Source organism: Deinococcus pimensis DSM 21231, from assembly GCF_000519345.1.
GTDB classification, from domain to species: Bacteria; Deinococcota; Deinococci; order Deinococcales; family Deinococcaceae; genus Deinococcus_A; species Deinococcus_A pimensis.
Genome location: NZ_KI912675.1, coordinates 231,371 through 252,369 on the forward strand (window position 1 = coordinate 231,371; position 20,999 = coordinate 252,369).

The 20,999-nt window shown below is 69.2% G+C and carries 24 protein-coding genes; 10 read left to right on the forward strand and 14 right to left on the reverse strand.

Annotation, left to right across the window (positions count from 1 at the left end; translation table 11 throughout):
• On the forward strand, positions 1 to 637 hold a 637-nt coding region (locus DEIPI_RS0124975), incomplete at its 5' end, for a phosphotransferase (RefSeq protein WP_045235128.1).
• On the opposite strand, the gene DEIPI_RS34515 is transcribed toward DEIPI_RS0124975, so the two are convergent.
• Entirely contained in the window at positions 581 to 1,120 is a 540-nt protein-coding gene (locus DEIPI_RS34515) for a GNAT family N-acetyltransferase (RefSeq protein ID WP_052352010.1), read from the reverse strand. The genes DEIPI_RS0124975 and DEIPI_RS34515 overlap by 57 nt on opposite strands.
• Before the next feature lie 146 nt (positions 1,121 to 1,266).
• Between DEIPI_RS34515 and DEIPI_RS0124985 the strand changes: the two genes are divergently transcribed.
• From DEIPI_RS0124985 to DEIPI_RS0125000, 4 genes are all read left to right on the forward strand, one after another.
• Positions 1,267 to 2,022, forward strand: coding sequence for a CPBP family intramembrane glutamic endopeptidase (locus DEIPI_RS0124985; RefSeq protein ID WP_027483585.1), 756 nt, complete (start codon positions 1,267 to 1,269; stop codon positions 2,020 to 2,022).
• 201 nt (positions 2,023 to 2,223) lie between these two features.
• Positions 2,224 to 3,387: an HD-GYP domain-containing protein gene (locus DEIPI_RS41725; RefSeq protein WP_157464038.1), complete on the forward strand. Its 1,164-nt coding sequence runs from the start codon at positions 2,224 to 2,226 to the stop codon at positions 3,385 to 3,387.
• 50 nt (positions 3,388 to 3,437) lie between these two features.
• On the forward strand, positions 3,438 to 4,568 hold the full coding sequence (locus tag DEIPI_RS0124995) for a hypothetical protein (RefSeq protein WP_027483586.1): 1,131 nt from the start codon (positions 3,438 to 3,440) through the stop codon (positions 4,566 to 4,568).
• Positions 4,569 to 4,654: 86 nt separating this feature from the next.
• Positions 4,655 to 5,542, forward strand: a complete 888-nt coding sequence (locus tag DEIPI_RS0125000) for an alpha/beta fold hydrolase (protein WP_027483587.1) — start codon at positions 4,655 to 4,657, stop codon at positions 5,540 to 5,542.
• Positions 5,543 to 5,870: 328 nt separating this feature from the next.
• On the opposite strand, the gene DEIPI_RS34525 is transcribed toward DEIPI_RS0125000, so the two are convergent.
• From DEIPI_RS34525 to DEIPI_RS0125050, 9 genes are all read right to left on the reverse strand, one after another.
• Entirely contained in the window at positions 5,871 to 6,428 is a 558-nt protein-coding gene (locus tag DEIPI_RS34525) for a TetR/AcrR family transcriptional regulator (protein WP_052352012.1), read from the reverse strand.
• Between the two features lie 77 nt (positions 6,429 to 6,505).
• A complete protein-coding gene (locus tag DEIPI_RS0125015; protein ID WP_027483588.1) occupies positions 6,506 to 7,051 on the reverse strand; it encodes a DinB family protein in 546 nt (181 codons plus the stop codon).
• Positions 7,052 to 7,153: 102 nt separating this feature from the next.
• Positions 7,154 to 8,371, reverse strand: a complete 1,218-nt coding sequence (locus DEIPI_RS0125020) for a YhgE/Pip domain-containing protein (protein WP_027483589.1) — start codon at positions 8,369 to 8,371, stop codon at positions 7,154 to 7,156.
• A gap of 708 nt (positions 8,372 to 9,079) precedes the next feature.
• Positions 9,080 to 9,355: a hypothetical protein gene (locus tag DEIPI_RS34530; protein WP_045235129.1), complete on the reverse strand. Its 276-nt coding sequence runs from the start codon at positions 9,353 to 9,355 to the stop codon at positions 9,080 to 9,082.
• A gap of 40 nt (positions 9,356 to 9,395) precedes the next feature.
• Complete coding sequence (locus DEIPI_RS0125030) at positions 9,396 to 9,635, reverse strand: hypothetical protein (protein ID WP_045235130.1); 240 nt, start codon at positions 9,633 to 9,635, stop codon at positions 9,396 to 9,398.
• A 2-nt stretch (positions 9,636 to 9,637) separates the two neighbouring features.
• Entirely contained in the window at positions 9,638 to 9,847 is a 210-nt protein-coding gene (locus DEIPI_RS0125035) for a hypothetical protein (protein WP_157464040.1), read from the reverse strand.
• Between the two features lie 63 nt (positions 9,848 to 9,910).
• Complete coding sequence (locus DEIPI_RS0125040; protein ID WP_027483592.1) at positions 9,911 to 10,114, reverse strand: hypothetical protein; 204 nt, start codon at positions 10,112 to 10,114, stop codon at positions 9,911 to 9,913.
• Positions 10,115 to 10,153: 39 nt separating this feature from the next.
• Positions 10,154 to 10,867, reverse strand: a complete 714-nt coding sequence (locus DEIPI_RS34535) for a response regulator transcription factor (protein ID WP_045235131.1) — start codon at positions 10,865 to 10,867, stop codon at positions 10,154 to 10,156.
• Positions 10,868 to 11,243: 376 nt separating this feature from the next.
• The gene (locus tag DEIPI_RS0125050; protein ID WP_027483593.1) at positions 11,244 to 11,522 is read right to left on the reverse strand and encodes a hypothetical protein; all 279 of its coding nucleotides are present in this window, start codon (positions 11,520 to 11,522) and stop codon (positions 11,244 to 11,246) included.
• 466 nt (positions 11,523 to 11,988) lie between these two features.
• Here DEIPI_RS0125050 and DEIPI_RS38425 point away from each other — a divergent pair, with 466 nt between their 5' ends.
• The 3 genes from DEIPI_RS38425 to DEIPI_RS0125075 all read left to right on the forward strand — a co-directional run bounded on the left by DEIPI_RS38425 (position 11,989) and on the right by DEIPI_RS0125075 (position 13,797).
• Complete coding sequence (locus DEIPI_RS38425; RefSeq protein ID WP_157464042.1) at positions 11,989 to 12,285, forward strand: hypothetical protein; 297 nt, start codon at positions 11,989 to 11,991, stop codon at positions 12,283 to 12,285.
• Positions 12,286 to 12,760: 475 nt separating this feature from the next.
• Positions 12,761 to 13,459, forward strand: coding sequence for a response regulator transcription factor (locus tag DEIPI_RS34540; RefSeq protein WP_045235132.1), 699 nt, complete (start codon positions 12,761 to 12,763; stop codon positions 13,457 to 13,459).
• A gap of 53 nt (positions 13,460 to 13,512) precedes the next feature.
• Positions 13,513 to 13,797, forward strand: a complete 285-nt coding sequence (locus DEIPI_RS0125075; protein WP_027483595.1) for a hypothetical protein — start codon at positions 13,513 to 13,515, stop codon at positions 13,795 to 13,797.
• 617 nt (positions 13,798 to 14,414) lie between these two features.
• Here DEIPI_RS0125075 and DEIPI_RS0125085 read toward each other — a convergent pair.
• Both DEIPI_RS0125085 and DEIPI_RS0125090 read right to left on the reverse strand, forming a co-directional pair.
• Entirely contained in the window at positions 14,415 to 14,966 is a 552-nt protein-coding gene (locus DEIPI_RS0125085; RefSeq protein ID WP_027483597.1) for a YIP1 family protein, read from the reverse strand.
• A gap of 27 nt (positions 14,967 to 14,993) precedes the next feature.
• Positions 14,994 to 16,325 carry a hemolysin family protein gene (locus tag DEIPI_RS0125090; RefSeq protein ID WP_027483598.1) on the reverse strand — a complete coding sequence of 444 codons (1,332 nt, stop codon included), beginning with the start codon at positions 16,323 to 16,325 and terminating at the stop codon, positions 14,994 to 14,996.
• A 237-nt stretch (positions 16,326 to 16,562) separates the two neighbouring features.
• On the opposite strand from DEIPI_RS0125090, the gene DEIPI_RS38430 reads away from it, so the two are divergent.
• Both DEIPI_RS38430 and DEIPI_RS0125100 read left to right on the forward strand, forming a co-directional pair.
• Complete coding sequence (locus DEIPI_RS38430; RefSeq protein WP_245588644.1) at positions 16,563 to 16,742, forward strand: aminotransferase class V-fold PLP-dependent enzyme; 180 nt, start codon at positions 16,563 to 16,565, stop codon at positions 16,740 to 16,742.
• A gap of 237 nt (positions 16,743 to 16,979) precedes the next feature.
• Positions 16,980 to 17,246, forward strand: coding sequence for a hypothetical protein (locus DEIPI_RS0125100; protein ID WP_027483599.1), 267 nt, complete (start codon positions 16,980 to 16,982; stop codon positions 17,244 to 17,246).
• A gap of 75 nt (positions 17,247 to 17,321) precedes the next feature.
• Here DEIPI_RS0125100 and DEIPI_RS36190 read toward each other — a convergent pair whose 3' ends face one another.
• Positions 17,322 to 18,245: a DUF4142 domain-containing protein gene (locus DEIPI_RS36190; RefSeq protein ID WP_052352013.1), complete on the reverse strand. Its 924-nt coding sequence runs from the start codon at positions 18,243 to 18,245 to the stop codon at positions 17,322 to 17,324.
• A 339-nt stretch (positions 18,246 to 18,584) separates the two neighbouring features.
• The gene (locus DEIPI_RS0125110; RefSeq protein ID WP_027483600.1) at positions 18,585 to 20,741 is read right to left on the reverse strand and encodes a sugar nucleotide-binding protein; all 2,157 of its coding nucleotides are present in this window, start codon (positions 20,739 to 20,741) and stop codon (positions 18,585 to 18,587) included.
• Positions 20,742 to 20,999: the final 258 nt, after the last annotated feature.

Genomic DNA, 20,999 nt, shown 5'->3' on the forward strand with positions numbered 1-20,999 from the left:
GCTCGCCCGGTACCCCACCGAGCGGGCGCCGTGGACGCTCGACTGGATGGACCTGCAAGGGTTGCACCCCCGCGTGCCCGACCCGCTCCAGGCGGCTCTCGCGCGCCCCGACCTGTGGGGTGGGGAGGGGAGCGCGAGGGCGTGGCGTGCCGCGTACGAGGAGACCACCCGCCGCGTGCGCGGCACGTACGCGAAGTTGCCGCGCACGCTCGTACATGGGGACTTCAACAGCGTCAACGTCCTGTACGAGCACCCCCGGGTGACGGCGGTGCTGGACTTCGAGTTCGCCTGCGTCGGCGCGCGCGTCTTGGACGTCGCGACGGCGCTGATGGAGGTGCTCGTCCACCCCGAGCCTCGATGGACGCTCGCGAAGGCGTTCCTGCGGGGGTACGGTCCGCTGTCTCAGGACGAGGTGGACGCGCTCGCGGCGGCGACGCTGCTGCGGCAGGCGGCGCTGGGTGTGTGGAGCGTCGGGCAGGTGGAGACGGGCGCGCTCGCGCCCGAGGCTGCTCGGGCGCGGCTGGTGGCGCTGCCGGAGCTCCTCGCGTGGCTGGGCGCGCACGAGGCGGACCTCACGCGGTTACCGCCCGTGGGGGCACGGCCGCTCGGGAGGTTCGAAGAGCATGAAGCAGGGTGACGTCGGGTTGGGCGCCTCAAAGGTGGAGAGCCGACGAAAGCCGACCTTCTCGTAGGCGCGAATCGCGCGGACGTTCGTGACCGCCGGGTCGATCAGGACGCGCGTCACCCCATGCCCGGCGACCAGCACGTCCCGGATGAAGTCGTTGATCGCGGCGCTCCCCACTCCCTGACCCAGCAGGGTCGGCTCACCGAGGAACACGTCGAGGCCCGCCGCGCCGTCCAGGTCACACCAGCCTGCGATGCCGGGCGGGTGGTCGCGCAGCCAGTACCACTGCACGTACCCGGCAGGACGGTCGTCGACGAGGACGATCCACGGCTGCACGCGTGACTCCGGATGCAGGCGCGGTTCGTACTTGCGGCGCACCTCCTCGGGCGTGACCCTCCGCTGCCCGTAGAATTCCAGCACGTGCGGACGGTTGAGCCACACGTGCAGGCGAGGCAGGTCCTCCATCAAGAGGCGGCGGAAGCGGACGTGGGGCACGCCCTCAAGGTACGACCGCCGCGCCGACCCGAGGGTAGCCCGAAAGGGCCACGCGCGGCGTCCGATCGGGTCAGGCGCCGCCGGGAAGGGACGGCGCACCCTGAAGGGGAGATCGAGCCGTCAGGGATGACGGCGAGGAGGACCTTATGATCCAGCCGTCAGGTCGCCCTACCACCGCCAGGTTCGCGTCCGTCTCGGGTACGCGCGTGGCGACGCTGCTCACCGCCCTCAACCTGCTCGTCGCCGCCGGCGCCGGGCTGATCGCTCTGAAGTTCACGTCCAGCACGAACGCGTCGCTCGTGGCGCTCGCCCTGATGAGCGTCCTCACGCCCGCCCTGGTGAAGACCCTCGGCTTCTGGAAGGACGTGGGGTTCAAGCGGCCCCACGCGTGGCGTCTGCTGGTCGTCCCGGCGGTGGTGGTGCTGGTCCTGCCGTTCCTGCGGGGCGCGCAGACCCCGCCCGCCGGGACGGTCCTGCTGCTTCTCGTGGGGTACCTGCTGACCGGCTGGTACGAGGAACTCTGGTCGCGCGGGCTGGTCCTGCGGCTGCTGAGCCCTTCGGGCGTGCGGCGCGCGGTGGTGGTGTCGTCGCTGCTGTTCGCGGCGCTGCACCTCGGGAACGTCCTGTACCGTGATCCCGTGATCGTGGCGGCGCAGGCGGTGGGTGCGCTCTGCTCGGGGATGGCGTACGCGGCGGTGCGGGTGCGGACGGGGTCGTTGTGGGCGGCGATGCTGGTGCACGCCCTGCATGACTTCACGCTGCACTTCACGACGTTCCCGGTGATCGCGCTGAACGTCACGCAGGACGTGCTGCTGCTGGCGTACGCGTTGGTGCTGCTGCGGGGCGTGCCGCGCGCGGGTGTCGACCCCCGCCCCTTCGACGCGCCTGACGCGCACGTCTGACCTCGCCCCACCCGGCGTCCGAGTGTCATGCGTGCGAGGAGGCCCCCGAGAACTCCTGACGGACCCGCCGGGACAGCAGCGTGTCCTGGCGAGTTCGCGCGTGCGTTGCCGTGCTCCGGATGGACGCGAGGGCGAATCACCACGCCCTCCCTCGGCCCACTCGTGAGTACCCCCTGCCCTCCCTGTTGTTGAGGTGACGACATGACTCCAGCTGACCTTCCTGGAACCCGTTCGGTGTGGACGACGGTGAAGTCCTTCATGACGCTGCTCGCGCGGGACGACGACGACGAACCCGACTGGCAGGCGCTGCTCGAAGCCGCGACGCTCAGCGTCCCGGGCGCGCAGGGCGGCTCGCTCAACGTTCGCGACGGTGACGCCTTCGTCCTGCGCGCCGTGGTCGGCTTCGATCCGGCCCTGCTCGGGCTGCGGCAGTCCGCCGCGTACATGCGCCGTTGGTACGGTGAGCACGACGTCCGCTGGCACGTTGGGCACCCCCGCGTGCTCGGCGGGGAAGTTTTGCGAGGTCACATCCGCGCGTTGCGGCCCGAGCCCGTCGAGATCCAGCCGGAGAGGCAGTACGAGGCCGCTGGGGTGCGGCAGGTGCTGCGCGCCAACCTGTGCCTGCCCATCCGGGTCGGTGAGGACGTCGTCGCGGAACTCAACCTCGACAACCTCGACGACCCCCACGCGTTCACCGGGGAGTCCGTGACGGTCGCGCAGGAATTCGGTCTGCTCGTCGCGGCCGCCCTCGCCGCGCAGGCACGCCGGACGCGGGAACGCGCGTCCCGCGATGGCATCCTGAAGGCCCTGAGTCTCGCGATCGAGGCGCGTGACCGGGACACGCACGGGCACACCCTGCGGGTGGTGGAGCTCGCCGGACTGCTGGGCGAGGCACTGGGTCTCTCATCGGCGGCGCTGGAGGACCTCGGGCAGGGCGCGACCCTGCATGACATCGGCAAGCTGAGCGTGCCCGACGCGGTGCTGCACAAACCCGGGAGGCTCGACGCGGACGAGGAGCGGCTGATGCACGAGCACACCGTCCGTGGGGAGGCGCTCGCGGCGAGGGTGCTGGGCGTCACGCCCGGCGCGCTGGCGGTGGTGCGGCATCATCACGAACGCTGGGACGGCGCGGGCTACCCGGACGGACTCGCGGGTGAGGCGATCCCGCTGCTCGCGCGGATCTTCACGGTGGTGGACGTGTTCGACGCGCTGACCAGCGAGCGGCCGTACAAGCACGCGTGGACGCCTCAGGAGGCACTCGCGGAGATCGAGGCGCAGGCCGGACGACGTTTCGACCCGCACGTGGTCTGCGCCCTGCACGACCTGATCAGGGGGGCCGCGCGACTGGAGGACACCTCCGCGTGACCTCTCACCTCGTCAGAAGGCCGTCAAACGCGAGAGAAAGGATCTACGGCATGCTTCACCTTCCATCACGACGGTGGTTCACGGCGCTGCTCGTCCCGCTGCTCTTCTCCTCCCCCGGGGTCGCGCAGGGCATCGCGCCTCAACTCGAACCGGAGCGGACCGTGACCTGCGCCGCCGCCCCCACGGACACGCCCTGCCGCTCGGCACGGCTCAACCCGACCGACCTCGCGTTGCTGCGTCGTGCGGCGAGCGGGCAGGTCCTGCCGTACCGCGCGTCCCTCTGGACGACCACCACGCGGGAGTACAAGCTCGTCGCGTCCGGCGGCACGCTCTACGTCAAGGTCGCGCGTGGCGGGGACGGCCCGTGGCAGGTGACGGGCGTCGCTACCACGCCGACCCCGCGGGTGTTCGTTCCCGCCGGATCGCTGAGCGGCAACGCGCCCGTGACCCTACGTGTCAGCGGCTTCCCGATGGGCGCGCGCGTGACGGCGCGGGTGACGACCCCTGACCCCCACGTCGGCGCGGTCGTGTCGGGCGGAACGGTGGCAGCGGACGGCACGCTGAGCGTGTCGTTCGTGATGCCCGCCGTGTGGCGCCTTCCAGCCGTGCGCGTCGTCACGCCCGGGGGGACGCGCGTCGTGCCCGCACAGGATCGGTTGATCACCGAGACGGACCTCGTGGTGCGCGTCAGCACGCCGGACGGTCGGGTGGAGGCGCGCACGCCGCCCCTGCCGTACCGCGCGAACGTCGCGGAGCGGGACCTGAGCGCCGTGCACGACGGTCAGTTGCGCTTCCGCCTCTTGGCGGGCGCGGAGGTGCGTGAGACCCCCAGTCGGCTGGAGGTGCTGGAGCGTGGCGTGACCGAGGTGGTCACGGTAATGAGCGCGCGCCGCTTCGATCGGCGCTCGGACGGCCCCGTCGAGGACGCGGCGTACGTGGCGAGGCTCACGGCCCTGCATCCGGACGCTCTGGACCTCGGCGGGCAGGGTGAGGTGGAGGTGGAGGGTGCGGTGGACACCCCGGATGGGCGGGCGTGGCGTCTGCGCGTACGTGACGGCGAGATCGGCCCGGTGTACGTGCTGCCACGCGGCGCGTGGGTGTGGGTCCTCGTCGGCAACCCGGCGCACGGCGCCCTGCTCGACGTGGTGGTCCGCACCGTCGAGGTGCCCACGCGCCCCTGAGCGGGCCGTGACGACGCGCAGGTCGAGCTTCACCGCCGCGATCGGCGACGGCCGTCCGCTCGCGCGGATGGTACCTTGACCTTCAGATGAACCTCACGGACGGCGAGCATCTCCTCACCCTGGGCGGCGTCCGGCAGTGGGTCCGGGTGGACGGCGCGCGTCACGGGACCGTGCCGCTCGTGCTCGTCCATGGCGGACCCGGCGGGAACCACTTCGTCTACGAGCGCACCGCCGGACCGCTCCTGGCGCGTGAGCGGACGGTGGTGTACCACGAGCAGCGCGGCTGCGGTCGTTCGGAGGCGCCCGCCGACGAGCGCGCGTACGACGTGGACACCCTCGTGCGCGACTTGGACGAGCTGCGCGTGGCGCTGGGCGCGCCGACCGTCGACCTGCTGGGGTACAGCTTCGGGGGTGGGCTGGTTTTCGCGTACGCGCACGCCTTCCCGCGGCATGTTCGTCGGGTGGTGGCGCAGGCGCCCGCGCTGGACCTCCAGGACGCGAGGTTCGTGGCGTGCCAGCTCGCCGGGTTCCTTGAGGTGGCGCCTCCGGAGGTGCGCGCTCGGATCGAGGGGATCGTAGCGTCCGCCGTGCCACCCGAGGTGCAGCTGGAGCGGGTGTGGGGAGTGGCGAGCGTGGAGACGGTGGACTGCTTCCTCTTTCACGACGGGCGTCACGCGGGACGCAACCGCGCGTGGTGGCGGGAGAGCGGTCTCGTCAACACCGGCCTGACGCACAAGGTGGTGCGGTCCAGGCCGGTGCTGCCGTGGGAGGCACTGGCCGCCGTGGACGTGCCGACGCTGGTGGTCGTCGGGCGGCACGACCGTAACGTCGGTGAGGCGTACGCGCGCGAGGTGAGTGAAGCGCTCCCGCGGGGGCGCTTCGAGGTGATCGAGGACGCCGCGCACTTCCCAGACGTCGAGCAACCTGAAACTTACGCCGAGGTCGTGCTGCGCTTCCTCGCGCGCGGACCTTGAACGCGGCAACAGGGCGTCCGCTCAGCCGGAAGACCGCGACGGCTTCCCGACAGGGGCGGGCGTCCCTCCACGGTACGCACCGTCGCAGCAACGCGACGGGACGCTAACGTATCTGCCCAGCGGGTACCGATGAAAGAGCGTCAACGAGCGGTGCCGCGACGCGTCGCGCCCCTGGCGACGAACCTGAAGGTGACGCAGGAGACGACCAAGACCACCTTCAACCGGGCATGGTCGTAGGCCCGGTTGAAGGATGGCGTCCGGCGGCGGGCAACGTCGCACATCTTGGAGGAGGTGCGGCGTTGCCCGGTCGGAGTCTCGGCGGTTGACCTTACGGTGTAGGCGGGGTGTCGCCGAACAGTGCGGGGCGGATGGCCGGGTCGATCAGGTCGGGCAGCTTGATGCTGGCGGCGACCATCAGGCTGGTCCCCTCGGCGAAGAAGGCGCGGACGGCGTCCTCGGGGGCGCCGGTGGTGTCACGGACCCAGGTGAGGAGCTTCGCGTAGCGGTCACGAACAACCAGGGCGACGTCCTCGTCGTCGGCGGCGGTGAAGGCGTGCAGCATCAGCAGGATCTCGTGGCGGGTGCGGAGCAGCGGGACGTACGCGAGGCCGAGGGCGTGGAGCTTGTCGGGGGTGTCGTCGCGGGCGGCCTGCTCGAAGGTGGTTTGGATGTGGTCGTAGACGTATTGGATGGCGGCGATGAAGAGGTCTTTCTTGCTGCCGTAGAGCTTGAAGATGTACGGCTGGGTCTTGCCGACGGCGCGGGCGATGCGTTCGGTGGTGCCGCCGTGGTAGCCGCGTCGTCCGAACTCCTCGATGGCGGCCTGGAGGATCGCGGCGCGGCTGTCATGGGCGTTGCCGCGCGCGCTGGAGAGGGAGGGAGCCATAGGGTTAGTAAACCATCACTTTCCAAGCGGGTGAGGGCGGCTTCATGCCGCCCTCGTCGTGTGCGTCGGTTTTGTCGTCAGTGTCCGTGCGGGGTGCGGAGGTGGTGCAGGGTGTGCCCGGCGACGAGCTGCGCGGTCTCCACGGCCGTCATCGGTTCGAAGATCCCGGTGGGCACGCAGGGGTCCTCGTGCAGTTCGAGCGCCTGGAGGTGACGTGCGGCGCGTTCGAGCTCCTGCTGGGCGCGCTTCAGGCCGTCTTGCAGCGCGCTGCGGGAGAGGCCCGGGGTGGGCTGGATGGGGGCGGGCGCGACGAGACGCCCGTCGGGCCACATCAGGGTGAGGGGCACGTCGACGATGGGCCGTCCCCGGGCGCGGTCGGTCATGCAGGCCGCGAAGACTTCGCTGGTGCGGACGAGATGGTGGGCGTGCTCGGCGACGCTCCACTTGCCGGGCGTGACGGGGACGTGCAGGAGGTCGTCGGGGATGGTGTCGAGCCACGCGATGTAACGCTCGACGGACGCGGCGGCCCCGGCGAGTGCGTCGTCGAGACGCTGGGGGCGGGCGAAGTCCTTGGGAAGGTGATGCGGGAGGGGGCGGGGCTGGACGGTGGTGTCGGTGGTCATGAGGAGCTCCTGTCGGGTGGGATGAGAGGTTGGCTTGATCGGACGTGCGGGTCGAGGTGGTGGTGGTGTTGGGGACCTCCTTGATGGCGATGGGTGAGCGCTTCAGGCGGAGATGGGGGCGCTGCCGATGACGGGAGTCGGGGCTTCGCGGCGGTCGCGGAGGGCGCTCACGCCAAGCGAGACGATCAGGGCGAGGGCGAGGTAGGTGCTGAGGGACAGCAGGGCGCTGGCGAGGCCGGCGTCGAGGCGGCCGCCCAGGAAGAGCAGGGCGCGGGCGCCGTCGGTGGCGGCGTGGAAGGGCAGTGCGAACGCGAGGGTTTCGAGGAAGCGCGGGAGGGTCTGGAGGGGTTGGTTGGCGCCGTTGAGCGCGGTGAACAGGACGATGTTAAACAGGACGGCCGCGACGACGCCGCGCGCGCCGAGCAGCACGTAGAACATCAGGGTGAGGGTGAGAATCAGGAACTCGGTGAGCAGCACGAAGCCGAACAGGGCGCTCCAGGGGGCGGTGTGGTCGAGGTGGAAGAGGCGGGCGATCAGCAGGATGACGGTCGCGCCGACGATGCTGGTGGCGAAGCCGACGGTGAGCTTGAGGAGCGTGGCGTGGACGGCGCGGATCTTCTGGCCTTGCGCGGTGGTGTCGAGGACGTCGGTGAGGATGGCCTGGATGATGTTGGCGGCCATGAAGCCGGCGAGGACAGCGACGAAGGTGAGGGTGAAGGTGCTGCTGCCGCGGCCGCTGTGCTCGCCAATGGTGACGGCGTCGGTGTGGCTCACGCGGACGGGCTGCGCGAGGGTGGCGGCGAGGGTGGTGGGGACGGTGGGGGTGGCGCGCCTCACGCGGGTGAGGACCTGGGTCTGGAGGGCGGTGGTGATGTTGGTGACGACGGCGTCGAGGGTGTGGTCGGCGATGCTGCTGGCGGCGCTGCCGGCGGCGGGGTTGTGGAGGACTTCGAGCCGGGCGGGTCGTCCGGTGGTGGGGAGGGTGGTGAGGTCGCGGGTAAAGTGGTCGGGGATGACGAGGGCGGCCCAGGCGTGGTTGCGGCGGAGGGCGTCGAGGGCGGCGTCGCGGGTGGGCAGGACGGTGAGGTGGGCGGTGCGGGTGAGGGTGGGGTCGTGTTGGAGGCGTTCGAGGAGGTCACGTCCGAGGTGCTGGTCGGGGGTGCCGTGGTCGGCGTTGACGATGATGAGGGGGACGTCGTGGGTATGGGCGGTGGGGTTGAGGGTGGCGCCGAAGTTGATGAGGGCGTAGAGGGTGATGATGAGGGTGGAGACGAGGAGGGCGACGAGGAGGGCGGGGTGGCGGCTGGGGGAATGTGGCATACGGGTCTCCTTGGTGGGGTGGGTTCTAACGCCTGGTTTTATCATTTAGTAACCGATTACTAACTAGACTCGCCGACGGAAGACCGAGGGGTTGAAGGCGAAGCGGTGGGCGCTCGAAGGGGCTGCGGGAGGGCTCTTGCCTCTTGTCATCCAAGCGGCACCTCAGCCTGTTATGGAAGATCGTCGAGTCAGGGGTGCTTTCCCCGATCGAGAGCGACCTGCTGAGCTCTATTGGTTAGTGTTCACTTACTAACTTACTTTGTCAAGCCTCCCACGGCCCAACGACTGAACCGCAGAGCTCACGAGCGCAAACGCCTCGTCCAAGGGCACCTACAGGGATGGAGTCACGGGGTGAGAGCGAAGCGCTTTAGAGCGGGCGCTTTCTGGGCGGCAAGGCGGCCTTGTTGGTTGGTACAGATGACGGCGAGCAGGTGACGAATCATAGGGCGGTGGCCTTTCCGAGGAGTTCGCGCGAAGCGCTTCTCCGCGGGCATCATCCTCAAGGTACCGGGGGTTGCGGGAGGGTCAGCGGGTTTTTTGCGACCTTCTCCCGAAAAACGCGCTCACTCGCCAGGACGGGACGCACTGCAACCCTTCGAGGAGCGCTCGGCTGACGAGGTCCGCAGGTTGTCTTGGAGGCGACGCGGTGAACGTTGCGCCCTCGCCCGTTGGGAAGGCGCTACCAGCTTGAGTTCCCTCACGCCGGATTCAATGGTCGCGGTCCGGCTTCGCGTCCTGTGGTCGTGCCGGGCGTCGCGCTCGTGCCAGCAGGCTGATCGCGAATCCAAGCAGGACCCCGCTCGCGAGGCTCAGTCCGGCGGTCAGCACGACCTGCGAGCTCGGGTTGAAGAAGCCCGCGCTGCGGTTGGCGACGGCGACGGCGTGCAACTGGTTGATGTCGATGACGTTCTTCGCGAGGAGCGTGACGCTGCCGACGAGCAAGATTACACCGAACAGCAGCAGCACCCGCCCAAGGTTCCCCATACGGGCATCATACTCAGCGTCGCGCGGGTGGGCCGTGGCTTCACGAGCTTGCGAGCACCGGGTACACCAAGTTGGTGATCGCGTTCGGGAAGGGCCGGCTCCACGCCAGGCTGCGCAGCCGCTCCGTGTGCTCCGCGATCCACTCGGGCGTGCGTTGCCGGCTGAACAGCACCACGTTCTCCCAGGTGTCGGCGTGCTTCTCCTCGCTGCCCCAGCGCAGCTGGAAGTGGTTGCGGCCGTGGCTGTGGCGCATGAGGTTGACGGATTCGCTGGTCGACAAGATCAACGTCCGCTTTCTCCAGCTTCGTCAGCGCCACCAGGCAACGCCTCACTGGCCGCGCCGTCCTGCTCGTCACGTTCAAAGGCCGGGTGGTGCGCGCCCGTGAGGGCGTCCTCCCCCATGGCACCGGGAGAGGCGTCGCGCTCCTGATTGCCTTCGTCGGTGAGGCGGTCGGTGGTGCTGTCGTCCCTTGCGTCCTGTCGGCTCGTCATCCTCATTCCTCTCCTCAAACATCACGCTGCCGCCGGCACCCTCACGCCATCAGCGATAGCGCCTCAGTGCTCGTGGTTCGTGCTGTGCGTGAGGTGCAGCCAGTCCAGCTCTTCCGTGATCGCGTGGAGGAAGCGCTCGTCGTCACCCTCCTCGACCCACCGGTTGAGCAGCTGATCCAGACGGCTCAGGGCCGCGACGTCGCGGTGCTGCTCGGCGAGCAGCCACACCCAGGTGACGGCCTTAATGACGCTGAGCTTGAGGTGCACTCCCCGGCGGGTGGGCAGGCGGATCGGTGGAACGCGTCCTCAGGCGGCGCCGGGCGCAGCTAACGCCGAACCCGTCGGTTCCGCTGGTGAGCGGACCGCGAAGCCCACGCCGCGCGCCGTGCGGATCAGGCCGTACCCGCCCTGGCGGCGCAGCTTGCCGCGGACGTTGCTGAGGTGCACGTCGATGACGTTGTCGGCCACGACCACACCCGCGCCCCACAACGCACGCGCGATCTCCGGTCGAGTCAAAACACGACCGGGCGTGCGCGCGAGGAGGCACAGCAGGTCGAACTCCCGTGGGGAGAGCGGCACCTCCCGCTCCCGGTAGGTGCACAACCGCGCGTCCACGTCGAGTCGCAGCGCGCCCACGTCGACGAGGCGTTTTCCCACGCGGTGACGGAACTGCACGTGGATGCGCGCGAGCAGTTCATCCGGGTGGAAAGGCTTGGTGACGTAATCGTTCGCGCCCGCGGCGAAGAGGTTGACCTTCCGGTCCACGTCGTCGACGGCGGTGAGGATCAGGATGGGCAGGTCGTGGGTGGCGCGCAGTCTCCGCGCGACCTCGTCCCCAGCGAAGTCGGGCAGGCCGAGGTCCACGAGGACGAGGTCAGGGGTGTGCTGCCGGGCGAGGACGAGGCCGCTCGTGGCGGTCTGCGCGGTGAGGGTGTGGTACCTGGCGTCTCGGAGGGTGAGGTCGAGGAGCCGGGCGATGTCCGGGTCGTCCTCGACGATCAGGATGGTCGGTGTGGTCATGCGGGTGCTCCTTGCGGCAGTACGGTGGAAGGTCAGGTTGAGTATGAGGCGGCCGCGACGGCGTCGGGTGGCGTGGGGATGAAGGGCGCGCGTGATGTTGCTGCTCCGGCCCTTCGTTCCGCACAAGACGTCTTCACCCGTCGACCGGCTCGACCGACGCCCGGCGGGCGGACCGTTGCCCGTGAGGTCGAGGGACGTGACGGTGCGCTCATCGAGGACAGGGAACCTCCGGCGGACAGGTCGACGTGGCGGTCACGGACGGCGCTGGGGGTGAAGCAGAGGGGTTGGGTGCTGCCCGGCGAATCAGCTCGTCGTTCTGGTGCATGCCGTGGCGCTGAAGTGAGGTCAGGTGGCTCACAGTCCTCAGGTAGGTCGGTCAGAAGTGCAGGTCAAGGGGACGCCTCGGGTGGGCTTGACGGCACACACTCTGGTACATCGCCGCGAAGACCGACGGGAGGTGGTGGCCTTCGTGCGTGGCGACGGTGCGGTCGGCCCTCGCGACGGCAAGGTGGTACGTCGGTGGGTTGGAGGTGGTGGGGTCGGGCGGTGTGGTGTCACAGTGGACGATGTACTGGTGCTGCACAAGCCAGGTGAGCTGCCGTTGCTGTGCTGGAAGCAGCAGGCGGGTCCAGGCGTGGGTGTCTGCGGTCGTCATGGTGCTCCTCCTCGCGGGTACGCGAGCCCAGGCAGTGGAGCGGGTCGGGCGGGGCCGTTCGCTCCTCGACGCGTTTGACGGTGAAGTGCGGCGGACGGCCAGTGACGGTCACCTCGAAGCCCTCTCCGACCGCGCGACCCTGAAGGGGCCCACCGCGTCGCGCTGGAGGTCGTCCGGGTCGGCGCGGGCCGCTTGGACGGCGCTGAGGGTAGCGTGGCCGTCGTGCGGGCACGGTGTGATGACGGCGCGGCCCGGGGCGTCCTGGAGTTCCTGGATGCGTGTGGTGCGCAGTGAGGTGTTCTGGGTCGCCTGGAGGTCGCGGTCTTAGAAGTCGATGGCGTTGTCAAGGAACGCGGTGGCTTCGGCGGGGCGTTCGCGTTCCTGGCCGCGTTGCTGTTGGAGGCGGTCGTACGCTTCGGGAGTGGGTTGGACGTCGCGCGCGGTACGGGTTCCCCAGGTGGGGAGTGTGAAGGACTTCGCTTGCGAGCCGGTCGGCGGCGTCGATGTCGACGTTGAGGACGAAGATTCCCTTGAGGAGGCTGTCGACGGCTGCACGGCCGAAGTGGGTGCGGATGCGGGCGAGGGGGACCTAGTCCTCGTGGTTGGTGACGTGGACCTTGACCTGGTCGGACCTGCCGGGCACGACCCGGTAGCTGAGGGTGGTGAACACGTGAACCTTCTACGGGGGAAGGGTACAAGAAGTGTAGTGAGCGCGTGTGAAGCGGCGTTGATCAGAACTGCCGAGGGAGCTTGGTCCGTTTGAATATCATTGGTTGGTTTTGATGACGACGTATTGGGTAAAGTGCACACGTACCACCGGTTCGTTCTAGGGCAGCGTCAACCCTGCGTCATCTGCGATACCTCATAGAACTCCCTTCGGTTAAGTGACTCCAGCGCACCAAGAGGCGCCGGATAGCGGCACCGATCGGGTCGTGGACGTTTACGACGACCGGACCTCCGCCCAGTGGAACCAGCAGGCGCACCACACGCACCACCCGAACCGCAGCGCGGTCGACACGAACGCGAAGCCACGCGGCTGAACGACCCGGGCGCCCATCGTTTGAACGACGTGGAGTTAGGCACGACCGAGGTGGTGGGGAACGAGCAGCAAGATGACGGCCCTTCGGTGAGGTCGAATCAGCGTCCGGGCACGGCTCGTGGGTGACGGGTGAACGAATGCTTGTCGCCTGAGCGGCCTGCGCCGCCGATACTCGGACTACCCCCCCGCAGGAGCGCCCATGCGACCCAAGACCATCTTGATCATCGAAGACGACCCGGACATCAGCGCCCTCCTCGACCTCACCCTCAAGGACGCGGGCTACCGCACCCTCACCGCCGAGAGCGGCACCCGCGGCCTGATGCGGGCCCGTGAAGGCGAACCGGACCTCGTCGTCCTCGACCTCGGCCTGCCCGACTTCCCCGGGGACGAGGTCGCGCGCCGCCTGCGGGACACGAGCGACGTGCCCATCCTGGTCCTGACCGCCGTGGACGACCCGGACCGCAAGGTCAACCTGCTCTTCAGTGCCAACGACTACCTCGTCAAACCGTTCAACGAGATTGAGCTCGTCGCACGCGTCCGGGTGCAGTTCCGGCGGCGCGAAGCGGCGCCCGTCCTGACGAATGGACCGCTGACGTTGGACGTCAGCAAGCGGCTGTGCACCTGGGACGGACGTGAGGTGCACCTGTCGCCACGCGAGCTCGACCTGCTGCTGCTGCTCGCGGGCACGCCTGGCCGGGCGTACAGTCGTGAGGAGATCGGCCGTGCCGTCTGGGGAGACGTGATTCCGGCCGCGAACGTCATCGACGTGCACGTCAGCAACCTGCGCGGCAAGCTCCGCGACGCTGGCGCGTACCGCGTGGTTCGCACCGTCCGCGGGTTCGGCTTCGCGATGCGGAACTTCGAGGAGGCGAAGCCTGGGTCGCAGCTCCAGGCGTGAACGGGAGCCGCCCCTACGGTCCCGGGTGGCGTGCACCAACGTGAAGACGCGCGGTGACGGCCCCGTCATGCGGCGTCACGCACAATGGACGCCTGACGAGCGAGCTGGGGTCGCTGGTGGAGCGCCTGCACCGACGGCTGTTGCAGGTCATGGACGCCGTGCTCGAACGCAACGACCTCAGTCTCGACGACGTCGAGGACGTCCTGCACCGCCTGAGCGTGCTAGGGACGCAGGTGAGCGAGATCCTGCTGAGTTACGGCTACGTGTACAGGGAGGACACGACATCGGAGCTCAAACGCATCGAGGCCCTACTGCGCACCGAGTTCGACGTTCCCTGACGACGACGGCCGTCCACGTTGGGTCGAGGTGATGCACCGTCCCGTCGAGGAGCCACGGCGGCTGCGTCCGGTGATGCGCTGCCGCAGGAGGACGCGAGGTGGGCGTCGGCAAGCGATCCTGACGTCCCCTCATCGGTCCGCGTGATCGCACCTGACGTCCACGACGCGACACGCGACGATGCCGGACGAACCCGGGGCCGCTGAGCCTGTAGCCCCGCTCGGCATCCCTTTGAATCGACTTGCCCGCCCCGACAGGACGCCTGAACATGAACCATAACCGACGACGCCCACGCATCCTGGCAAGACACGCGACGCCGTCTGATCGACCTGCTCGCGCGCGCCGAAGGGCTCTCACGACTCAGCGGTGACAACGCTGGCACCCTGCGGGTCATCCAACTGTACTCGGCCACCCTTCACGTTCACGAGATCGACGAGTTGCGAACCCTGCTCGACCAGACCCGGACGCTCGTCGGCGAGCTCGAACGGCACCACCGCCGAGCGCGCGACCTCGGGGAAGAGCCGACCTGAGGTCAGCTTGGCAGCGCGCCCTCGCGTCCGCACGCGAGCGAGCCGCAATCATCCGGCTCGCGCTTCTCCGTCCCGTCCGCGTGACCGCGTCACAGGATCCGGCCGAGGACGACCTGCACGACCCAGCTCACCACGGCCGCCACGACCAAGATCACCGCGACGGTGCTGGTGCCGCGCAGGTTCATGCTGCTCTGCACCGCGAGGTAAGCGAAGTACACGCTCGCCACCAACCCTGCGAGCAGCACCAGCGGGATCAGCAGGATCCCCACGATGGTGACCGCCAGGAGGAAGGTCAGGACCGCCACGACGATGGAGATCGGCACCCAGTACAGCGAGAAGGTGTACGCCACCTCGTCGAGGGTACCGGTCCCGCCCCGCGACCGCCCGAAGAAGTACACGGTCAGCGTGAACGCGAGGAAGCCTCCGAGGATCACGAGGATGCGTTCGAGCCATCCGCCGAATCCGAAGCGCAGCAGGTCGAGCAGCCCCGCGACCGCGCCCGTCAGCGCGACGTACACCACGGCCTGCGAGAGGCTCCCGGCGCGTTCGTACCGTTCGAAGGTGGTGACGCTGGGATGCGTGATGACGTGGACGCTCTGACGGAACATCTCGTCGAGGGGCAGCGTGGTGGGTCGTCGCATAGGGACCTCCTGAGGAGATCGTACCCGCTACCCCCGCTCGACCGAGGGGTAGCGAGCGCTGCCGTCGTCGACGCTGGCGTCCACGAAGCCGTCAGGTGGGGTGACCAGCACGCGGTCCACCCGCATCCCGTCGAGATCGAGAACTTCGATACGCCAGTCCCCGCTGTGCAGCACTTCGCCTACGGAGGGAATGGCGCCCGCGAGGCTCAGCACGTACCCGGCGAGGGTGCTGAAGTCCTCTTCCTCCAAGAGGGGCAGGGGCAGTTCGTCGCGCAGGTCGTGCATGCCGACGCGGGCGTCCACGAGGTACGTGCCGTCCTCGCGCCGGGTGATGTCGGTCGTCTCCCCGGGTGCGTCCGCCTCCCCGGCCAGTTCGGAGAGCAGGTCTCCCACGGTGATCAGGCCGGTAAAGTCCCCGTACTCGTCGATGACGATGGCCAGCCTCGACCGTTGGTGCCGCTGGAGGGTCGTGAGGACGTCCTCCGCCCACGCGGACTCCGGAACGAACAGGGCGGGCTGGACGAAGTCACGGGGGTGCTGACCATCGTGCAGGGCGCGGAGCAGGTCGAGGACGCTCAGGACGCCCACGATGTCCTCCCCGTCCCGTTTGACGGGGTAGTGGTCGTGCCCGGACGTGAGGGCGTGCTGCACGATCTCGGAGAGCCCGAGAGCGAGGTCGATGACGTGGACGTCCGGGCGGGGCGTCATGACGGCGCGAACGCGACGATCGGTGAAGCGCAGCACCCGCTCGATGCGCTGGCTTTCCTCCGTTTCGAGGCTGCCGCTCTCGGCGGCCTGCCCGACGAGCGCGCGGACGTCCTCCTCGGTGACGTGCTCCTGGGGTTCACCTCGGATGCCGAACAGCAGCAGCACGAGCCGGGTGCTGGTGTCGAGCAGCCACACGACGGGTTGCGCGGCGGTGGAGAGGACGCTCATGAGCGGCGCGACCCTCGTGCTGAGCCCTTCGGGGTTGCGCAGCGCGAGGTTCTTGGGGACGAGTTCGCCGATGATCAGGCTGAGGTACGTGACGAGCAGCACCACCGCGACGGACGCGGCGGCAGGGGCGTACCCGCCGAAGACGGGCGTGAGCAGCGGTTCGAGCCGCCGGGTGAGGCTGCCGCCCGCGAAGACGGCGCTGATCGTCGCGATGAGGGTGATACCGATCTGGACGGTGGCGAGGAAGGCGCCAGGTCGTTCCGCAAGCCGGGAGGCGGTGGCGGCGGCCTTGCTGCCGTTCTCGGCGGCGACGTCGAGACGGGCTTTCCGGGCGCTCATCAGGGCCAGTTCGCTGCCGCTGAACACCCCGTTGAGGATCAGCAGGAGGATCAGGATGCCGAGCTCGACGAAGGGGTTGCCCATGCGCGGGAGTGTAGCAAGGGCGATTGTGTAGTGGCCCTGGACGTTCTGTTGAGGTCTTACAGGTTCATGGTGTGGCACCCGCTGACCGGCACGCCCTCCGGATGACCTCTCCTGCGCCCCTGAGCTCCTCGAGGCCCTCCGCGTCTCCATCGGTGCACCACGCCTCCTGCACCGCCGTCGTGACGAACGCAGCGACGGATCACGCGCGGGAGCGAGCAGCCGACCGAGGAGCGGGTCATGCCTCAAGGGACACCGCGCTCCTCAGCGCGGCACGTGGGTGTGGGTCAGCCGCTGATGAAACGCCTTGGGATTCCCGGGGCGGTGCGGGTGTCACTGGGTCTGTACAACACGCCTGAGGAAGTGACGACGCTCGTGGAGGGCGTCGCGCGCTTCGTCCAAGAGCGCCGCCCGGGCTGACCTTCGAAACCATGACCTCGCCTGGGAGAAGAGCGCGGCGCCACACCCACCCATAGGTGAGCTTCCCTTCACCCGCTTCGTGCGGGACGTCAGACCCCGCTTGACGAGGCTTCAGGAGCGTCGTCACCAACGCGCCCACCCCCACCACTACCCTCGGGACATCATCGTCCTCGCGCGGCCGCGAGCTTCGCGGGACGTGCCATACCGACCCGCCCTGCCATGGAGGAGTGACGCCGCATGACCCAGACGAGAAGCACCGTCGCCCACACGTGCCGGCATCATCTCACCGACGAGCAGTGCCAGCGGCTGCGCTGGTTGCAGGGGCACAAGTGCCTCGTGGACGCCGACGCCATCACCTGCGAAGAGCAGGCCACCGAGGAGCTCGTGCTGACCGTGACGGTAGACCGGCACAGCATCATCTCCACCCACGGGTATGACCCCCAGCAGGTGTTCGAACGCGCCTTCGCGGCCGCCATGACCTTCCTCAGCCTCGGCCAGGGGTGAGACCCGAGACACAGGAGCCGTCCGCGCAACACAAGGGAGGGCAGCGGGGTGCCGCTGCCCTCCCTTCAGCACGCCTCAACGAGCGCCGCTCCCGCCCAGCTGCTTCTGCGCCTGCTGCGCCGCCTGGAGGTGCTGACGCAGCGCCGGCAGCGTCTGACTCGCGAACTGCCGGACGTTCTGATCGCGCGCCTCCCGGCTGTACTGCTCGAACAACGTGACCGCCTCACGATGCGCCGCGATCTGCTGCGCGACGTACGTCGCGTCGAACGCCACCCCACGCAACCCCTGCAGGGCCGTGATGTCGGCCTGCTGCTCGGTGTTGGGCTTGTCGGGCAGTCGGGCGTTGAGGCGCGACACGACGTTCTGTAGCCGCTGAGCGGCCTGCTGGTGATCGCGGATGATGCGCTGCGCGAGCTGCTTCACGGCAGCGCTGCTGGCGTTCTTCGCCGCGAGCTGACTGCTTCTGATCTCGAATTCGTTGCTGCGGGCGGCCTTGTCGACGAAGCAGATCTCGTTGGTGTTGAGGTTCCCAACCCGGGCGCCCTGAGCGCCGGACTGTCCAGATTGTCCGCTCGCACCGCCGCCCGTGCTCCCGGCACCCCCGGCACCACCCGCGCCGCCCGTGCTGCCAGCACCGCCCGCACCACCTGAGCCACCGGCACCGCCCGCGCCACCTGAGCCACCGGCACCACCTGCGCTGCCTGCGCCGCCGGCACCCGCTCCACCGGCCTGACCGTTCTGTCCTGCCTGTCCGCCCTGGCTTCCTGCGCCGCCAGGCTGGGTGTTCGTGCCGCCCTGACCGTTCCCGCCGTTCTGGTTGGCGTTCTGGCCGGTCGCTTCAAGGCAGGAGATCTCCACCCGGTTCTGGTTGTTCTGCTGGTTCTGCTGGTTCTGCTGGTTCTGCTGGGTCTGTCCGTTCTGGTTGTTCTGCTGAGCGACGGCGGTCCAGCCGACCGCGAGGGCCGCGCCGAGGGCGACGAGCGTGACGGTCCGGTTCATGAGTCCTCCTTCGTCGAGTGACGTCCTGCCCTGTGAGACCCGCCCTTCACGCCGCCTGCCCTGCTGGAGTCGGCACTGACCGGCGGGACTGACCATGCCGCCCCCGGGCACCTCCCCTGCTGCTGGTCTTCCGGGGGCACATCCGTTGTAGGACAGCCGCCAGACGTGCGAGGACGTAAGGGGTGAACTCCGCTTTACTGCGCTGCGCGGTGGAGAACGATCCAGATGAACGGGCGCTCACCGCGGTTGCTGGGACGGGCCCTCTTCCGAAGCGGCCCCGGGTGAGGCAGGCGCTGAAGGGAGCGGCGTGTCGCTCGTGGGACTTCAGGCGGATTCGTGTCAGTCCGCCGCGTCCGCGGCGTACCGCTCCAACGCGCTCTCCAGCGTCGGCATCACCAGCCCACGTTCGCTGCGCAGAACACTGAACTGAGGTCGGGGCGCGATCCACCCCAGCGTCTCGTGCGGCGTGTCACGAATGGCGTCCCCTGGGAGGTTCAGCAGTTCGGCGAGCCGCCTCGTCACGTCCGCCCAGCTCGACGCGCCCTGATTCGCGAGGTGCCACACGCCGCGCTCACCGTCGATGAGCAGGTCGAGGCTGGTGTGCACGAGGTCCGGCAGGTACGTCGGGGAGAAGCGGTGCGCGCCGTCCACCTGGCATTCCTGCCCGGCGCGCAGCGACGTGAGGGCCGCGCCGAGCACGCCCCGTCGATCCACCGAGCCGAACAGCGACGCGCTGGACCGCACGACGAGCGCGTCCTTGTGGAACGCGAGCACCTGACGTTCCGCCTCCAGGTTCGCCCGTCCGTACGCGTTGAGGGGATGCGCCTGGTCCCGCTCGTGATACGGCGTGTCGCGGTCCCCCCCGAATACCTGATCGGACGAGAACGTCAGCAGCTGCACCCCCCGCGTCGCGCACTCACGCGCCAGCACCGCGAGACCGACGGCGGTCGCGCGCCAGAACACCCCCGGGTGCTGCTGCGCCCGGTCGATCCAGCCGTACCCGGCGGTGTTCACGACCGCCCAGGGCTGATGAAGGTCCAGCAGGCTCCGCACGGCCGTCACGTCCGCGAGGTCGAGTTCGGAGGTGCGCAGCAGACGGTGCTCCAGGCCTCGCTCCATGCACATTCGCTGCACCGCCTGTCCAAGACGGCCGCCGCCGAGGATCAGCAGGGGCCGCGCGGCGCCCCCGCGCTCCACCTGTGGTGGGGCCTCCCCGACCGGCGGGTAGAAGAAGCGGTCCGGCCGCTCCCAGAAGCCCGGCGAGGCCAGCACCGGATGATCCGGCGTGCGTCCCGAGGCGCGGTCACGCAGCACGCCCGCGAGCGCCGTTCGTCTCGGGGTGGGGCCGCGCACGTCGAACGCGCCCGGCTCGTAATGGCCGTTGAAGCTCGTGTGCAGCGTATTCCAGTCGAAGCTGCCCAGAATCGCCCATGACGTCACCGCGCGGATGTCCGCGCCGCGCGCGCGCGCGCCCTCCGCCGCCTTCCAGAACGTCTCGAACCAGCGCAGCTGCTCCTCGCGGGTGCTGCCGAGGTGCGCTTCGGTGATCGCGACGGGCAGCCCGTACCGCGCCCACGTTTCCATCAGCAGATGCTCGATCCCGGCGGGCTGCTGGTACACACGGATCGCCTCGACGTCCGCGTGCGTGGCGTTCACGTGATGCGCCCGGTAGCGTTCCCGGCGGTCGTCGAGGAAGCGTTCGCTGGTGACGTAGTAGTCCACGCCGATCACGTCGGGCGGGCAGGGATGGTGCGCGAACCACAGGACCTCCTCGGGCGTGGCGCCCGCGCCGAGCAGGTACGACCACAGGGGGTGCGTGTCGTCCACGCGGCCGCACAGCAGGTCGTACGCGAGCCAGCGGCGTTCGTTCTGGAAGTCCGCCTCGGCCTGCATGGCGGGCGTCGCGTGGGCCTTGCCGAGGTCGTCGGTCTGCACGAGCTCCGCGTGCGGGTTGACTTCGCGGATGGCGCGCATCGCGAGGACGGTGCCGCGGCATTCGTTCAGGAGCGCGCGGATGAAGCTCGCGTCGGTGGTGTGGTGCGGGTACCACACGCCGTACAGGCCGCTGAACCGCGCGGTGGTGAGGGGTTCGTTGACGGGCGTGTACGCGGTGAGCCAGGGGTAGCGCCGCGCGACCTCTTGGGCGTACGCGGCGAGCTTCTCGGGAAAGAGGGGGTCGAGGAGGTCGGTGTAGTGCGGGCCGCTGCCGTGGTGCAGCAGCGTCGCGATGGGCTGCACGCCGAGCTCCCGGAGCGTTCCGAGCCGCTGGTCCGTCCAGGTCCAGTCGTGACGGTCGGGCGCGTCGGGCGCGACGTGTTCCCACAGGACAGGGTAGCGGATGCGGCGCGCGCCGAGCGTGGCGAGCATCGCGAGGTCGTCGTGACGTTCGTGGTGCCCGCAGACGTGGAGCTGGTTGAGCCAGCGGTCGCGGACGCGGTTGAGCGTGCATTCCACGCCGATCCACAGTTCGAGCGGCGGTCGGTCGTGCGAGGTCATGCGGGTCCTCGGGTTGAGCCCAGCGCAAGCAGCAGGAGGAGGGAGGTGGGATTGCGCATGCTCAGCATTGTGGCCTGGGCTGAAGTCAGGCGCATCACACCTGCATGAAATGCGTCCTGAGCCACTCCTGTCCTGACCCTCGACTTCGCTGAAGACCCTTCACCGGGAGGTTCCATGCGCGCCATATAGACGCGAGAAGCGACCTCGCGTGGTGATCTCGGGCGTCACGCGACCCGCGGCGCTCGGTGAACGTCACCT

Excerpts from the sequence above, each read along its gene's own strand:
- DEIPI_RS34535 (WP_045235131.1), bottom strand. The coding sequence starts at position 10,867 with ATGACCACACCGACCATCCTGATCGTCGAGGACGACCCGGACATCGCC.
- DEIPI_RS0125000 (WP_027483587.1), top strand. The coding sequence starts at position 4,655 with ATGAACCTCACGGACGGCGAGCATCTCCTCACCCTGGGCGGCGTCCGG.
- DEIPI_RS0125015 (WP_027483588.1), bottom strand. The coding sequence starts at position 7,051 with ATGACCACCGACACCACCGTCCAGCCCCGCCCCCTCCCGCATCACCTT.
- DEIPI_RS0125090 (WP_027483598.1), bottom strand. The coding sequence starts at position 16,325 with ATGGGCAACCCCTTCGTCGAGCTCGGCATCCTGATCCTCCTGCTGATC.
- DEIPI_RS0125050 (WP_027483593.1), bottom strand. The coding sequence starts at position 11,522 with ATGACGACCGCAGACACCCACGCCTGGACCCGCCTGCTGCTTCCAGCA.
- DEIPI_RS0124985 (WP_027483585.1), top strand. The coding sequence starts at position 1,267 with ATGATCCAGCCGTCAGGTCGCCCTACCACCGCCAGGTTCGCGTCCGTC.
- DEIPI_RS34530 (WP_045235129.1), bottom strand. The coding sequence starts at position 9,355 with ATGGGGAACCTTGGGCGGGTGCTGCTGCTGTTCGGTGTAATCTTGCTC.
- DEIPI_RS0125100 (WP_027483599.1), top strand. The coding sequence starts at position 16,980 with ATGACCCAGACGAGAAGCACCGTCGCCCACACGTGCCGGCATCATCTC.
- DEIPI_RS0125035 (WP_157464040.1), bottom strand. The coding sequence starts at position 9,847 with ATGACGAGCCGACAGGACGCAAGGGACGACAGCACCACCGACCGCCTC.
- DEIPI_RS0125020 (WP_027483589.1), bottom strand. The coding sequence starts at position 8,371 with ATGCCACATTCCCCCAGCCGCCACCCCGCCCTCCTCGTCGCCCTCCTC.
- DEIPI_RS0125085 (WP_027483597.1), bottom strand. The coding sequence starts at position 14,966 with ATGCGACGACCCACCACGCTGCCCCTCGACGAGATGTTCCGTCAGAGC.
- DEIPI_RS34540 (WP_045235132.1), top strand. The coding sequence starts at position 12,761 with ATGCGACCCAAGACCATCTTGATCATCGAAGACGACCCGGACATCAGC.
- DEIPI_RS38430 (WP_245588644.1), top strand. The coding sequence starts at position 16,563 with ATGCCTCAAGGGACACCGCGCTCCTCAGCGCGGCACGTGGGTGTGGGT.
- DEIPI_RS36190 (WP_052352013.1), bottom strand. The coding sequence starts at position 18,245 with ATGAACCGGACCGTCACGCTCGTCGCCCTCGGCGCGGCCCTCGCGGTC.
- DEIPI_RS0124995 (WP_027483586.1), top strand. The coding sequence starts at position 3,438 with ATGCTTCACCTTCCATCACGACGGTGGTTCACGGCGCTGCTCGTCCCG.
- DEIPI_RS34525 (WP_052352012.1), bottom strand. The coding sequence starts at position 6,428 with ATGGCTCCCTCCCTCTCCAGCGCGCGCGGCAACGCCCATGACAGCCGC.
- DEIPI_RS0125110 (WP_027483600.1), bottom strand. The coding sequence starts at position 20,741 with ATGACCTCGCACGACCGACCGCCGCTCGAACTGTGGATCGGCGTGGAA.
- DEIPI_RS41725 (WP_157464038.1), top strand. The coding sequence starts at position 2,224 with ATGACTCCAGCTGACCTTCCTGGAACCCGTTCGGTGTGGACGACGGTG.